The sequence below is a fragment of the Caballeronia sp. SBC1 genome (assembly GCF_011493005.1).
Classification (GTDB): domain Bacteria; phylum Pseudomonadota; class Gammaproteobacteria; order Burkholderiales; family Burkholderiaceae; genus Caballeronia.
This window is the reverse complement of the sequence record NZ_CP049156.1, coordinates 1,894,507-1,908,834: the sequence shown is the minus strand read 5'-3', so window position 1 is coordinate 1,908,834 and position 14,328 is coordinate 1,894,507. Positions and strand designations below refer to the sequence as shown.

The window sequence follows — 14,328 nt, the reverse complement described above, 5'->3', positions numbered from 1 at the left end:
ATCCAGCTCTCGAATCTAGCTGTTGTATCTAGCTATTAAAGCCGCGCCCTTCTGCGGCCAGTTCGGCTACGCGCGCAGCTGGCTGCCATGCATCGCCGTTGGCTTGGGCGCCATACTTGCGCATCGCGCGTTCGACGTTGTACAGGCCGACCGTATCCGCATACAGCATCGGTCCGCCGCGATACAGCGGGAAACCGTAGCCGGTCAGGTAGACCATGTCGATGTCCGACGCCTTCGATGCAATCCCTTCCTCCAGGATCAGCGCGCCTTCGTTGACGAGCGCGAACACCAGCCGTTCGACAATCTCGTCGTCGGAGATCTTGCGCCGCGTGACACCTTGCTCCTTCGAATACGCAACAATCATCTCGTCGACGATCTTCGACGGATGCGCCGTACGATCGCCGGCCTTGTAGTCGTACCAACCCGCGCCGGTCTTTTGTCCGAAGCGCCCGGTCTCGCACAAGCGGTCCGCGATCTTCGAATACTTCAGATCTGGCTTCTCTTGATAACGGCGCTTGCGGATCGCCCAGCCAATGTCATTGCCCGCGAGATCGCTCATGCGGAACGGTCCCATAGCGAAGCCGAATTTTTCGATCGCACGATCCACTTGCGCCGGCAACGCGCCTTCTTCAAGCATGAACAGCGCTTGACGCAGATACTGCTCGATCATCCGGTTGCCGATAAAACCATCGCAGACGCCCGACACCACGGCTGTCTTCTTGATCTTCTTGGCGAGTTGCATGACCGTGGCGAGCACGTCTTTCGACGTCTTCGCGCCACGCACGACTTCCAGCAGCTTCATGACGTTCGCCGGGCTGAAGAAGTGCATGCCGACCACGTCTTCGGGACGCTTGGTGAACGCGGCAATCTTGTCGACGTCGAGCGTGGACGTATTCGATGCCAGGATTGCCCCCTTCTTCGCGACCTGATCGAGTTTCGAAAATACCTGCTCTTTCACGCCGAGTTCTTCGAACACTGCTTCGATGATCAGGTCGGCATCACTGAGTGCGTCGTAGGAAAGCGTGGGCGTAATCAGCGCCATGCGCTCTTCCAGTTTCTCCGCCGTCAAACGACCCTTCTTGACAGCACTTTCGTAGTTCTTGCGGATGGTGGCAAGGCCACGATCGAGCGCTTCCTGCTTCGTTTCAAGCAGGGTCACCGGCAGGCCCGCGTTGACGAAATTCATGGCGATGCCGCCGCCCATCGTCCCTGCGCCAATCACGCCAACGCGTTCGATCTTGCGCACCGGGGTGCTCGAAGGCACATCGGGAATCTTGCTCGCCGCGCGTTCGCCGAAGAACGCGTGCCGCAGCGCGCGGCTTTCAGGCGTCTGCACCAGCGCCATAAAACATTCTCGTTCGACGGCCAGGCCTTTATCGAAACCGAGCTTCACGCCGGCTTCCACCGCATCGATACATTTGAGTGGTGCCGGGAAGTTCTTCGCCAGCGGCGTGACGCCGTTGCGCGCGAACTGGATAAAACCCTCGGCGTTCGGATGGTCGATCTTTCGATCGCGAACCTTCGGATGCGGGCCGTTTTGCGTGCCGACTTTCTGCGCGAATTTGACGGCTTCGTCGAGCAGATCGCCTTGCGCCATTTGATCGAACAAGCTCGTGCCAGCCAGTTTCTCCGACATCACCGGCGCACCCGACACGATCATGTTCAGCGCAGTTTCCAGCCCGACCGCGCGCGGCAAGCGCTGCGTGCCGCCTGCGCCCGGCAGGATGCCGAGCTTGACTTCGGGCAACGCGATCTGCGCTCCCGCCGATGCCACCCGATAATGCGCGCCCAGCGCCAGTTCGAGGCCGCCGCCCATTGCCACGCTGTGGATTGCGGCCACGACAGGCTTGGCGCTTCCTTCAACGACCTTGATGACCGTGTGCAGCGTGGGTTCCTGAGTTGCCTTGGGCGTGTTGAATTCGGTGATGTCGGCGCCACCGGAAAACGCCTTGCCCGCGCCGATGATCACGATCGCACTGACCGAGGCGTCCGTCTGCGCTTTTTCAACGCCCTCGACAATGCCAAGCCGCGTAGAGAATCCAAGGCCGTTCACCGGCGGATTGTTCAGCGTGATAACGGCGATGCCGTCGCGAGTCGTGTAGTCCACTGCCATTTGTCTACCTCCGTTCGATGCCTGCGATAGTCAGATTCTCCGGGAAACTCCCGGAAAGCGCTGATTACCGTGTCGCTGGGATTGTGAGTTACCCGAGAAGAATACACAAAAAAGAACGCTCGTTCAATTTCGTTGTTTTTGAGATGAGGGTAGCTTGGCGCGGAGCCGGGAGAAAACACGTGGAGAATGCCAGGCTGCGCGACGGCAGCCCGGTAAAGCGGGAAAGCAAGGAAACTAAGATTCGCCCAAAAACTCAGACCACTTTTTCATCCACAGTCGGCAGCACATGCTCGCGATACAACTCGCGCAGCCGAAGCTTCTGCAGCTTGCCAGTAGCCGTATGCGGGAGTTCATCGGCGAAAACGACATCGTCGGGCTTCCACCATTTCGCCACCTTGCCGTCGTAGAACGCGAGCAGTTCCTCTCGCGTGACGGTCGCATTCGGACGCAGCACGACCACCACCAGCGGCCGCTCCGTCCACTTCGGATGCGAGCACGCAATACACGCCGCTTCCGCCACCTGCGGATGCGACATCATCACGTTCTCCAGGTCGATCGAACTGATCCATTCGCCGCCCGACTTGATCACGTCCTTGCTGCGATCGGTGATCTGCATGAAACCATCGGGGTCGATAGTCGCTACATCGCCCGTCGGAAACCAGCCGTCGATCAACGGCGAATCGTCCTTGCGGAAGTACCGGTTGATCACCCACGGCCCGCGCACGTGCAGGTCGCCGAACGACTTGCCGTCCCAGGGAAGTTCGCGGCCGTCATCGCCGACGACTTTCATGTCCACGCCGAACATCACGTGGCCCTGCTTCTCACGCAGATGCCGCCGTTCTTCCGGCGAGCGTTGCTGCTGACTCCAGGTGAGTTTGGCGAGCGTGCCGAGCGGCGACATCTCCGTCATGCCCCACGCGTGAATCACCTCCACGCCGTAGTCGTCCTCGAAGCTGCGCAGCATGGCCGGCGGACAAGCCGAGCCGCCAATCACCGTGCGTTTAAGCGTATTGAAGCGCACGCCCGCCTGCTTCATGTAGTTCAGCAAACCAAGCCAGACCGTCGGCACGCCTGCTGAAAACGTCACGCCTTCGGCTTCCATGAGTTCGTAGAGCGCTTTACCATCGAGACAATTGCCGGGCAGCACGAGCTTCGCACCCACCAGCGGCGCGGCGTGCGGGATACCCCAAGCATTGACGTGGAACATGGGCACGACTGGCAGGATTGCATCGCGGGCGGAACAGCCCATGGCGTCGGGCAGCGACGCACCGTATGCATGCAGCACGGTGGACCGATGCGTATAGAGCGCGCCCTTGGGATTGCCGGTCGTGCCCGATGTGTAGCAAAGAAACGATGCCGAGCGTTCATCGAGCACCGGCCACGCGTAGTCGCCATCGTATTTGCCGATCAACGTTTCGTAGCTGAGCACGGGCGTTGCCATATCGGCGAGATGAGTGCTGATGCAACTCTCGTCGCCCAGCGCAATCCAGCCCTTCACGTTCGGGCACTGCGGCGCAATGATGTCGACGAGCGTGGCGAACGTCATGTCGAACGCGACATATTCGTCGTCGGCGTGATTGACGATAAACGCAACCTGATCGGGGAAGAGCCGCGGGTTAATCGTGTGGCACACGGCGCCCATGCCGGTCACGCCGTAATAACATTCCAGATGGCGATACCCGTTCCACGCCAACGTGCCAACGCGTTCACCGGGGTTCACGCCCAACCCGATCAACGCCTGCGCCAGTTGTTTCGCGCGCTTTTCGCAATCGCGCCAGGTATAGCGATGAATGTCGCCTTCAATACGGCGCGAGACAATCTCGGTATCGCCGAAATGACGTGCAGCGTGGGATATCAACGATGAAGCGAGCAGCGGTACATCCATCATCTGGCCGAAAAGCGGCGACGTCATGGGCGAGTTCCTCACAAGTCCGGATGCACGGGATTTAATGCGTGATCTTCTGCTGGAATGGATACCTTAATCGATCCTTGAGCCAATGTGGGAGCTGATCGCGCGGGCTTGTGCAGCGGCGCGGCCGCGGATTTACAATATCGACTAATCATGAGGTGCTCAATATGTCGTTTTCCCCAAGCAGCACCGCAGCAGTTGCCGATCCGGCAGGCCTTGCGCCCTTGGATTCGCCCGTGGATTCGCTGCTTGCATCTATCGAAACCGATCGGCCAGATGCATTCGTTTCACTCGGCTCCGCCTTTCTCACCCGCCTGCCCGCCGCTCCGTTGCCGGAGCCTTATCTGGTAGGCATTTCCGCCGATACCGCCGCGCAACTCGGTTTCAACGCCGCAGACGCGCGAGATCCTGCGTTCGCCGATCCGTTTGCAGAGCTTTTTGCGGGCAATCCCACGCGGGAATGGCCGATGGAGAAGTTGCCGTATGCATCGGTGTATTCGGGGCACCAGTTCGGCGTGTGGGCCGGCCAGCTTGGCGACGGCCGCGCGATCGGGCTGGGCGAGATCGAACATGACGGCGAGCGCCTGGAGTTGCAGCTAAAAGGCGCGGGACGCACGCCGTATTCACGCATGGGCGACGGGCGGGCTGTGCTGCGGTCATCGATACGCGAATATTTGTGCTCCGAAGCCATGCACCATCTCGGCATTCCGACTACGCGGGCGCTGTGCGTCATCGGATCGGACCAGCCGGTACGCCGCGAAACCATGGAAACCGCAGCCGTCGTGACGCGGGTCGCGCCGAGTTTCGTGCGCTTTGGCCACTTCGAGCATTTCTACACAAACGATCGCCTCGATGAACTGCAAAAGCTCGCCAATCACGTGATCGACCGGTTTCACCCGCAATGCCGCGAGGCCGCTGATCCCGCTCTGGCGCTCCTGCAGGAAGTCACGCACCGCACCGCCGAGCTGATGGCTGACTGGCAAGCGGTCGGGTTTTGCCATGGCGTGATGAATACGGACAACATGTCGATTCTCGGGCTGACGATCGATTACGGCCCGTTTGGGTTTATCGATGGATTCAATGCGAATCACATCTGCAATCACTCGGATTCGCAGGGGCGGTACGCTTATAAAATGCAGCCGCAGATTGGCTACTGGAATCTGTTTTGCCTCGCCCAATCGTTAGTGCCGCTGTTCGGGCCGCAATACGACAGCGACACTCGCAACACCAAGGTGATTGAAGACGCGCAGCGGGTGCTGGAAGGATTCAAGGACCGTTTTGCGCCCGCGCTCGAGCGCCGTATGCGCGCGAAGCTCGGTCTGGCGGAGATTCGCGAAGGCGACGATAAACTCGCCAGCCGCCTGTTTGAAGTAATGAACGCCAACCGCGCTGACTTCACGCTGACGTTCCGAAACCTGGCCAAAATGCGCAAGGCTGACACCTCTGGCGACGCGCCGGTGCGTGACCTGTTCCTCGATCGGGACGCTTTCGATGTCTGGGCGAACGACTACCGGCTGCGCTTGTCGGAGGAAACACAGGGCGACGAAGCGCGAGCAAGCGCGATGAACGCCGTGAATCCAAAATATGTCTTACGCAATCATCTGGCCGAAAACGCCATCCGACTTGCGAAAGAGAAGGATTTTTCCGAGGTTGAGCGGCTGGCGCAGGTGCTGCGTCATCCCTTCGATGAACAACCGGAATTTGAAGCGTATGCCGGCCTGCCGCCCGACTGGGCGAGCGACCTGGAAGTCAGTTGCTCTTCCTGAAATAGCCCCCAAATGAATAGGCCCAAACGAGCCAAACGAGCCGCTTTGCCGGGCTCCGCTAAAGATCTGGAGATAGAACCATGAACCGAGACGACCTCACGAAAGACCCCGTTGCTCCGTTGCAGAAGGACGATGCCGAGTATCGAAAGGAATTGACCGACATCCAGTACCAGGTGACGCGCCACGCCGCCACCGAGCGGCCGTTCACCGGTGAATACTGGGATCACACGGAGCGCGGTGTGTATGACTGCGTGTGCTGCGGCACGCCGCTGTTCGAGTCGGATACGAAATTCGATGCCGGTTGCGGCTGGCCGAGCTACTTCAAGCCGATCAACGGCGAGGTCATCAAGGAAAAGACGGATCGTGCGCACGGCATGCTGCGCATCGAGGTGCAGTGCAAGAACTGTGGCGCGCATCTGGGCCACGTTTTCGAGGACGGTCCCGCACCAACCGGTCTGCGCTACTGCATTAACTCGGCTGCGCTACAATTCGAACCCAAGTAAGCGCGTCGGGCGACGCCGGCCAGTGGGCCAGCAAGTCGGCCTGCCGCGGCGAGCTACCTCGCCGCGCGTCTTCAAACGCGGCTGACTTGCGGCCTGATGCGGCTTAATGCGACCAAATGCGTCTGAACGCGGCTATTCACTCGCCAGGCGTCGTGCAGAGTGCCGGTAGCGAACCGGCAACGCGCGGCGCGTGCGCGCTTTCAAATTGATGCCCTCCTCGTCCCTACGACATGAAATTTCTGTTCGATCTATTTCCGATCCTCCTCTTCTTCGTCGCATTCAAGATCTGGGGTATCTACACCGCGACCGCCGTCGCCATTGTCGCCACGCTTGTGCAGATTGCGTGGGTCGCATTCCGGCATCGCAAGGTCGATCCCATGCTGTGGGTGAGCCTGGGTGTGGTGGTCGTATTCGGCGGCGCGACGCTCGTGCTGCATAACGACACCTTCATCAAGTGGAAACCGACTGCGCTTTACTGGCTTTTTGCCGGTGCGCTGATCGTGTCGCAGGTCGCTTTCGGGAAGAACCTCATTGAAGCGATGATGGGCAAGCAGATAGTGTTGCCGCATCGGGTGTGGGGCCAATTGAACCTTGCCTGGGCCGTGTTCTTCGCGATTCTTGGCGTGGTCAATCTGTTCGTGGCGTTTAACTACACCACCGATCAATGGGTCAACTTCAAACTGTTTGGCGCGACCGGTTGTTTGCTGGTGTTTATCGTCGCGCAGAGTTTGTGGCTCGCGAAGTATATGAAAGAGGATGAAGGGAAATGAGCGATCCCGGTTTTATCGAGAACTTCGTCAACGCGTCGGCCGAGGGCAAGATTGCTTATCTCGAAGCGCGGCTTAATGCGGCGCTTGCGGCTTCGTCGGTGCATATAGACGACGACAGCGCGGCGCATGCAGGTCATGCCGGAGCCTCGGCGGGAAGTCACTATACGGTTACCATCGTGTCGGCCCGATTCGCCGGGAAGCCACGCGTGGCGCGGCACCGGCTGGTGTATGATGCGCTGGCCGACGAGCTGCGGCAGGGTATTCATGCGCTTGCCATCAAGGCTTTTACACCCGAAGAGTTTGCAGACCAGTTCGAGTGACCGAGTATCTGCCCTTCATTTGAGTTTTGCTTTCAGCCTAGATTCCCAGCCCTCGTTCTGATCAGGAACTATTGATGATTTTAAAAAATCCCCGTATTTGGGTGTTGCTGGCCGCGTTCGCGGCGGCGCCCGTATTTGCTCAGAACATTGCCGTGGTGAACGGCACACCGATTCCAAAATCCCGTGTCGACGCGCTTGTCGCGCAACTCGTTCAACAGGGTCAGCAGGACACGCCGCAATTGCAGGCGGCCGTGCGTCAAGAGCTGGTGAATCGCGAGATCCTGATGCAGGAAGCCATGCGGCGCGGTATTGCCACGCGTCCTGACGTAAAGGCGCAAATCGCCGTTGCTCAGCAGACGGTGGTCTTGCGTGCGTTGATTGAAGATTTCGTGAAGAACAATGCGCCGACCGATGCAGAGATCAAGGCGCGGTATGACGACATGGTGAAGCAGGTTGGCGGCGGCAAGGAATATCACCTGCACCATATTCTCGTCGACAATGAAGCTCAGGCTAAGGACTTGATTGCGAAGATCAAGGCTGGCGCGAGCTTTGAAGATATGGCGAAGCAGTATTCGAAGGATCCGGGATCGGGCAAGAATGGCGGTGATCTGGACTGGTCAAGCCCGCAGGCGTATGTGCCGGAATTTGGCGCGGCGGCTGAGAAGTTGAAGAAGGGTGAGATGACGGACACGCCGGTGAAGACGCAGTTCGGCTGGCACATCATCCGGTTGGACGATATCCGCGATGTTGCCCCGCCGCCGCTCGAGCAAGTGAAGGATCAGATTGCGAAGCAGATTGAGCAGGAAAAGCTGCAGGCTTTTGAAGAAGGTTTGCAGAAGAAGGCTGTGATCAAGTAATTATCGGGAAGTTGTCGAGTTTCCGCCGATGTGAAAATGCCCCGCTGACGCAAGCCAGCGGGGCATTTTTATTGGGCTTTGGTTCTGCGTCGCTGTGCCCTCTTCCTTGGTGAAAAGGGCACCGCCCGACTTTATCCCACCCAGCGCCGCGCGTTCTGGAACACGCGCAGCCACGGACTTGCGTCTGCAGTCCAATCGGCGGGCGTCCAGCTCATCTGCACGTTCCTGTGCACCCGCTCCATGTGCGGCATCAGCACCGTGAAGCGTCCGTCAGGCGTCGTCACCGACGTAATTCCCTCCGGCGAGCCATTCGGATTCAACGGATAACGCTCGGTTGCAGCGCCCTGGTTATCGACGAAACGCATTGCTACCAAAGCGTTCGCCTCGTCGCCCTGCTGCGAAAAATCCGCAAAGCCTTCACCGTGTGCAACGGCCACCGGAATCCGCGAACCTTCCATGCCGGCGAAGAATATTGACGGCGAGCTTTGAATCTCAACCGATGCAAACCGCGCTTCGAACTGCTCCGATTTGTTCCTCGTGAACTTCGGCCACGCATCCGCGCCGGGGATCATCGAAGCAAGGCTGCTCATCATCTGGCAACCATTGCAGATGCCTAACGCAAAGGTATCTGTGCGACCGAAAAACGCCGCGAACATATCAGCCAGACGTGGATTGAAACGAATCGTCTTCGCCCAGCCTTCGCCCGCGCCGAGCACGTCGCCGTAAGAGAAACCGCCGCAAGCCACCGCGCCCGCAAAGTCCGCCAACGTAACGCGGCCTTCCAGCAAGTCGCTCATGTGGACATCGTGGGTATCGAAGCCCGAACGGTCGAACGCGTAGGCCGTTTCCAGATGGGAATTGACGCCCTGCTCTCGCAGGATAGCGACACGCGGACGCGCACCCTTGCCAACGAATGGAGCCGATATATCCTGCGCCGGATCAAAAGTCAGCACCGGCGAGATGCCCGGATCAGCGGGATCGAGCAACGCGTCGTATTCGGCATCGGCGCAGGCGGGGTTATCGCGTAACCGCGCGATGCGCCAGCTCACTTCGCTCCACGCGCGCTGCAACTCATGGCGCGGCGCCTCGTAGATCTTCTTGGCATCGCGATAAATCTCGATGGCGTCACGCTCGTTCGGCTTGCCGATCACTTCGCTGCAAGCCGACAGCCCGTGTTCACGCAACACAGCCATCACGGCATCGCGATCCGCCAAAGGTACCTGGATCACGCCGCCCAGTTCTTCCGAGAACAACGCGCGAATGGTCCGGTCTTCACGACGGCCGCTGGTCTGCTTCGCCCAGTCCTTGGCATCGCCGTAATCGGATTCGTGGTTGGGATCGAGGATCAGCATGTCGACGTTCAGCGACACGCCCACATGCCCCGCAAATGCCATTTCGCAGACAGTCGCCCAGAGGCCGCCATCGGAACGATCGTGGTACGCGAGCAATTTGCCTGCAGCATTGAGCGACTGGATCGCGTTGAAGAAACGCTTCAGGTCCTCGGCGTCGTCCACGTCGGGAACCGTATCGCCGATCTGCTGCGTCACTTGCGCCAGAATGCTGCCGCCAAGACGATTCTTGCCACGGCCAAGATCGATCGAGATCAACACCGTGTCCGTGCCGCGCTGCAACTGCGGCGTGAGTTGACGGCGGACATCTTCAACCGGTGCAAACGCCGAAATGATCAGCGACACCGGCGACACGACTTCCTTCGCTACACCCGCCTCGTCCTGCCATTTGGTGCGCATCGACAGCGAATCCTTGCCCACAGGAATGCTGATGCCCAGCGCCGGGCACAATTCCATGCCGATAGCCTTCACGGTGTCGAACAGCGCCGCGTCTTCGCCGGGACTTCCGCACGCGGCCATCCAGTTGGCGGACAGCTTGAGCTTGTTCAGCGATTCGATGGGAGCAGACGCAATATTCGTCACTGCCTCGCCCACTGCCATGCGCCCGGATGCGGGTGCATCGATCACGGCAAGCGGTGTGCGTTCGGCAATGGTCATTGCTTCGCCACGGAAGCCCGCGTAATCCATGGTCGTGATCGCGCAATCGGCGACGGGCACTTGCCACGGGCCGACCATCTGGTCGCGCGCGGTCGTGCCGCCCACCGAGCGATCGCCAATCGTAATCAGGAACGATTTGCTCGCGACTGTCGGGTGCTTGAGCACGCTCACCGCGATCTCCGACAACACCATTCCGGTCACATCGACGGGTTCGAACTTCAGAACCTCGCGCTTCACGTCGCGATGCATCTTGGGCGTCTTGCCGAGCAGGACTTCCATGGGCATATCGACGGGTTCGAGCTTTTGATCCGCGCTCTTCAGGTCGTCGATCAACTGCAACTGGCGTTCTTCTGTCGCGACGCCCACCACGGCAACCGGACAGCGTTCACGCGTGCAGATGGCTTCGAAGGCCGGCAGGCTTTCCGGCGCGATAGCGAGAACGTAACGTTCCTGCGCTTCGTTCGACCAGATTTCTCGCGGCGACAAACCCGATTCCTCAAGCTGCACGCGACGCAATTCGAAACGTGCGCCCTTGTCGGCGCCATCGACCAGTTCAGGAAACGCATTCGACAACCCGCCCGCGCCCACGTCGTGGATGCTCAAGATAGGGTTTTCCGCGCCCAACTGCCAGCACGCGTTGATCACTTCCTGCGCGCGCCGCTGGATTTCCGGGTTGCCTCGCTGCACGGAATCGAAGTCGAGTTGCGCGGTGTTCGCGCCGGTCGCCATCGAACTCGCCGCGCCGCCGCCCATACCGATCCGCATGCCCGGACCGCCGATCTGGATCAGCAACGATCCGGCAGGCAGATCCATCTTGTGCGTGTGCTGGTCCGAGATATTGCCGATCCCGCCCGCGATCATGATCGGCTTGTGATAACCCCGCACGCGTCCGGCAGCGTTCTGCTCATACGCGCGGAAATAGCCGCCCAGATTGGGCCGGCCGAATTCGTTGTTGAATGCGGCCGCGCCAATCGGGCCATCGATCATGATTTGCAGCGACGACGCAATGCGTTCCGGCTTGCCGTACGGCTCATGGGCGTCCGAAGGATTGCGCTGCGGCACCGGCACAGCGCTGTCGCGGGCGTTTTCCCAAGGCTGGCGTGCATCGGGCAAGTCCAGATTCGATACCGTGAACCCCGCCAGGCCCGCCTTTGGGCGCGCGCCGCGGCCAGTCGCGCCTTCGTCGCGGATCTCGCCGCCCGAGCCTGTTGCCGCTCCTGCGAATGGCGAAATAGCGGTCGGGTGGTTATGCGTCTCGACCTTCATCAACGTATGCGTCAACTCGGTGTGACGACCGTAATGTTCGTTCGAACCACGCGGGAACCAACGCTCGGCCGTGCCGCCTTCCATGATCGCCGAGTTGTCCGAATACGCGACGATAGTGCCAGCGTGGTTCAGCTTTTCGGTATTGCGGATCATGTTGAACAGCGAGATGTCCTGCGGCTCGCCGTCGATGGTCCACTGACCGTTGAAAATCTTGTGACGGCAATGTTCGCTGTTGGCTTGCGCGAACATCATCAGTTCGACGTCGGTCGGATTGCGCTCCAGCTGCTTGAACGAATCAACGAGGTAGTCGATTTCATCTTCCGCCAGCGCGAGGCCAAGTTCCGCGTTCGCCGTTTCCAGCGCGCCGCGGCCATGGCCGAGGATATCGACAGCTTGCAGCGGCTGGGCCGGCAATTCGTCGAAGAGATGCAGTGCGTGATCGCGTGACGGGGCAACGCTTTCGGTCATCCGGTCATGCAGCGCAGCGGCAACGGCCGCGCGCTCTTGCTCGTTCAACCCCTTCTTGCCGCCAATGCCGCTGCCGAGCAAGCCGCTTTTCAGGATCACCGTATATTCGATACCCCGCTCGATCCGGCGAACCTGCGTAAGGCCGCAGTGATGCGCGATGTCGGTGGCCTTGCTCGCCCACGGCGAAACGGTGCCGAAACGCGGCACGACCATGAAGGTTTCGTGCGCGCCGCGCTCGGTGGCCGCCTCGAACGGCGCGCCGTAATGCATCAACGCGTGGACGCGGTTGCTGTCTTCATCGGAGAGCGGATCGACCGAGTTCACGAAATGCAGATACTGGCCGCGTACGCCGACAATTGCCGGGTCGATGCGCGTCAATGTTTCGAGCAGGCGGGTTTGACGGAAATCGGAGAGGGCCGAAGCGCCGGGGAAACACGAGAAGTGGGCCATTGTCACGGTGCTTAGAAGACGTCGAGACGAAAGACGTCGGAGCCGTTTGCGGCAGTGCCGCAATTGGCGGTGGGAAGTCCCGAATTATAACCCGGAAGTGTCTCGAAAACGGACCCTGGGCCACGCCGTGAAACGGCCTGACGGCACCGCTGCAATCTCTGAAATACCGCGGAATGTTTTCGCGAAGAACCGGTGGCGCTCTTCCAGAGCCTTGCCACGCCTGGGTTTTCAACCGCCGGGCCGGTGAGCGGCGCCGCTGCGCCACGCCTCTTGGCGTCCCGGCGGCGCCCGTTTGGCGCTATCATGGCGCGCTTTCCCTGACCGGCGTTGGGTCGCACAAACGCCGGTTCGCCTCTCTCACGAGAATCCCGGCGAATCCCGGGCGCCCTGCACATTCGGGCGCCGGCTCGTGAACCAGTCTGGTCTTGCGCCTTCGGGCGAGAATGAATCATGGATGTCATCGTCATCGGCGGCGGAATCGCCGGAATCGCCACCGCGTATCAATTGCGTGCAAACGGCCACCGCGTCTGCGTGGTCGAGCGCCATGCCACCGTTGCGCAGGGCGCAACCTACGGTCATGGCGGCTCCGTGCTGCCCTCACCGCTCGACGTGTGGTTCGGACCGACGTTCATGCAGACACGTCGCTCGGCCAAAACCGGCATTGTGTTCAAACCCGGCTTCAATTCCGACACCCGCGAGTTCGCGAAGCAACTCGCGCGGTTCAGGGACCCCGAGCTTTTCACGGGTCAATACGCCGCTTTGCGGCCGCTGGTGGACATTTCGCGCGATGTGATCGCCGATATCGATTCCCGATACTCGCTCGATTACGAACAGCGCACCGGCGTGCTGCACGTGTTCCGCCATGAACACGATCTCGAGCTGGCGCAGTCCGCGATCGCCCTGCTGCAGCGCTTCGAGACGCCGCACCGCATGCTGACGCCAGAGGAATGCGTGGCGGCCGAGCCGTCCATTCCCGACGATCCACCGCTTGCTGGCGGCGTATTGCTCGGCGATGCCCGCACTGCGAATTGCCCGTTGTTCACCAAGCTGCTGAAGCAAGTGCTGGAAGACGGCGGCGTGCAGTTTCATCTCGGCCGCGAAGTCACGGCCATTCGCGCCGACGCCCAGCGCGCCGCCGTGGAACTCGGTCCGCGCGCGGGCGAAGTCGACGGTAAAGGCCGCAAGTCCCGCGACGTGGAACTGATCGGCGCCGACGCCATTGTGGTAGCGGCCGGTACCGGCACGCAGGCGTTGCTGGCCACGCTAGGAATCAGGCTGCCGTTGCATCCGCTGCGCCTGCACACGCTGACCGCGCCGATTGCTTACGAAGAGCGTGCGCCGCACATTACGATAGTCGATTCGGTGAAACGCATCACGATGACGCGGATCAACCAGCGCATGCGGGTGACCGGCGGTGCGGTGCTGGAAAGCGTGGCTAAAGCATACAAGCCGATGACCGAAAGCATGACGCGGCGCGCCCTCGCGCTGCTCGGGCAGGCGACGCACGACTGGATTCCCGGCGCGGCGAAGGTATCGGCGGCGCGGGCCTGGGATGGCATTCGGCTGGTGTCGCCCGATGGTTTGCCTGTCGTGAGCCCGACCGCGCATGCGCGTTTGTTCATCAATGCGGCGCACGGGCCGGCAGGCTGGGGTATCGCTTGCGGGGCGGCCAAAGTAGTGGCGGCAATGGTCTCCGGCGTTACGCCCGACGTGCCCGCCGAAACGCTGAGCGCGCTGCGAATGGACCGGTTTTAGTAAGGGTTGAGCGTTTCCGGCTTGAGCCTGGGCAGTGAAAAAGCGGGTGAAGTGGAGCAGCGAAGCGGACTCACGAAGCGCAATTGCGAAGCGCCTTTCGCGGACGGAATGCGCCTTACGAGTTCGCCGGCCGGCGTTTGCGTCG

The 14,328-nt window shown here is 60.6% G+C and carries 9 protein-coding genes; 6 read left to right on the top strand and 3 right to left on the bottom strand.

What is annotated here, in order from left to right:
- Window positions 1–28: 28 nt before the first annotated feature.
- Complete coding sequence (locus tag SBC1_RS08425; protein WP_165090593.1) at window positions 29–2,113, bottom strand: 3-hydroxyacyl-CoA dehydrogenase NAD-binding domain-containing protein; 2,085 nt, start codon at window positions 2,111–2,113, stop codon at window positions 29–31.
- Window positions 2,114–2,366: 253 nt separating this feature from the next.
- Complete coding sequence (locus SBC1_RS08420; protein ID WP_165090589.1) at window positions 2,367–4,025, bottom strand: 3-(methylthio)propionyl-CoA ligase; 1,659 nt, start codon at window positions 4,023–4,025, stop codon at window positions 2,367–2,369.
- A gap of 164 nt (window positions 4,026–4,189) precedes the next feature.
- Here SBC1_RS08420 and SBC1_RS08415 point away from each other — a divergent pair, with 164 nt between their 5' ends.
- The 5 genes from SBC1_RS08415 (at window position 4,190) to SBC1_RS08395 (ending at window position 8,238) form a co-directional block, all read left to right on the top strand.
- The gene (locus tag SBC1_RS08415) at window positions 4,190–5,788 is read left to right on the top strand and encodes a YdiU family protein (protein WP_165090559.1); all 1,599 of its coding nucleotides are present in this window, start codon (window positions 4,190–4,192) and stop codon (window positions 5,786–5,788) included.
- An 80-nt stretch (window positions 5,789–5,868) separates the two neighbouring features.
- Complete coding sequence (gene msrB / locus SBC1_RS08410; protein ID WP_165090537.1) at window positions 5,869–6,291, top strand: peptide-methionine (R)-S-oxide reductase MsrB; 423 nt, start codon at window positions 5,869–5,871, stop codon at window positions 6,289–6,291.
- Window positions 6,292–6,521: 230 nt separating this feature from the next.
- Complete coding sequence (locus SBC1_RS08405; protein ID WP_089160312.1) at window positions 6,522–7,061, top strand: septation protein A; 540 nt, start codon at window positions 6,522–6,524, stop codon at window positions 7,059–7,061.
- On the top strand, window positions 7,058–7,381 hold the full coding sequence (locus SBC1_RS08400; protein WP_165090509.1) for a BolA family transcriptional regulator: 324 nt from the start codon (window positions 7,058–7,060) through the stop codon (window positions 7,379–7,381). The genes SBC1_RS08405 and SBC1_RS08400 overlap by 4 nt, the downstream gene beginning before the upstream one ends.
- Before the next feature lie 74 nt (window positions 7,382–7,455).
- Window positions 7,456–8,238, top strand: coding sequence for a peptidylprolyl isomerase (locus SBC1_RS08395; protein ID WP_165090439.1), 783 nt, complete (start codon window positions 7,456–7,458; stop codon window positions 8,236–8,238).
- A gap of 131 nt (window positions 8,239–8,369) precedes the next feature.
- On the opposite strand, the gene purL is transcribed toward SBC1_RS08395, so the two are convergent.
- The gene (gene purL / locus SBC1_RS08390; protein ID WP_165090435.1) at window positions 8,370–12,428 is read right to left on the bottom strand and encodes a phosphoribosylformylglycinamidine synthase; all 4,059 of its coding nucleotides are present in this window, start codon (window positions 12,426–12,428) and stop codon (window positions 8,370–8,372) included.
- A 450-nt stretch (window positions 12,429–12,878) separates the two neighbouring features.
- On the opposite strand from purL, the gene SBC1_RS08385 reads away from it, so the two are divergent.
- Window positions 12,879–14,183: an FAD-dependent oxidoreductase gene (locus tag SBC1_RS08385; protein ID WP_165090428.1), complete on the top strand. Its 1,305-nt coding sequence runs from the start codon at window positions 12,879–12,881 to the stop codon at window positions 14,181–14,183.
- Window positions 14,184–14,328: the final 145 nt, after the last annotated feature.

Excerpts from the sequence above, each read along its gene's own strand:
- SBC1_RS08425 (WP_165090593.1), bottom strand. The coding sequence starts at position 2,113 with ATGGCAGTGGACTACACGACTCGCGACGGCATCGCCGTTATCACGCTG.
- SBC1_RS08420 (WP_165090589.1), bottom strand. The coding sequence starts at position 4,025 with ATGACGTCGCCGCTTTTCGGCCAGATGATGGATGTACCGCTGCTCGCT.
- SBC1_RS08415 (WP_165090559.1), top strand. The coding sequence starts at position 4,190 with ATGTCGTTTTCCCCAAGCAGCACCGCAGCAGTTGCCGATCCGGCAGGC.
- msrB (WP_165090537.1), top strand. The coding sequence starts at position 5,869 with ATGAACCGAGACGACCTCACGAAAGACCCCGTTGCTCCGTTGCAGAAG.
- SBC1_RS08405 (WP_089160312.1), top strand. The coding sequence starts at position 6,522 with ATGAAATTTCTGTTCGATCTATTTCCGATCCTCCTCTTCTTCGTCGCA.
- SBC1_RS08400 (WP_165090509.1), top strand. The coding sequence starts at position 7,058 with ATGAGCGATCCCGGTTTTATCGAGAACTTCGTCAACGCGTCGGCCGAG.
- SBC1_RS08395 (WP_165090439.1), top strand. The coding sequence starts at position 7,456 with ATGATTTTAAAAAATCCCCGTATTTGGGTGTTGCTGGCCGCGTTCGCG.
- purL (WP_165090435.1), bottom strand. The coding sequence starts at position 12,428 with ATGGCCCACTTCTCGTGTTTCCCCGGCGCTTCGGCCCTCTCCGATTTC.
- SBC1_RS08385 (WP_165090428.1), top strand. The coding sequence starts at position 12,879 with ATGGATGTCATCGTCATCGGCGGCGGAATCGCCGGAATCGCCACCGCG.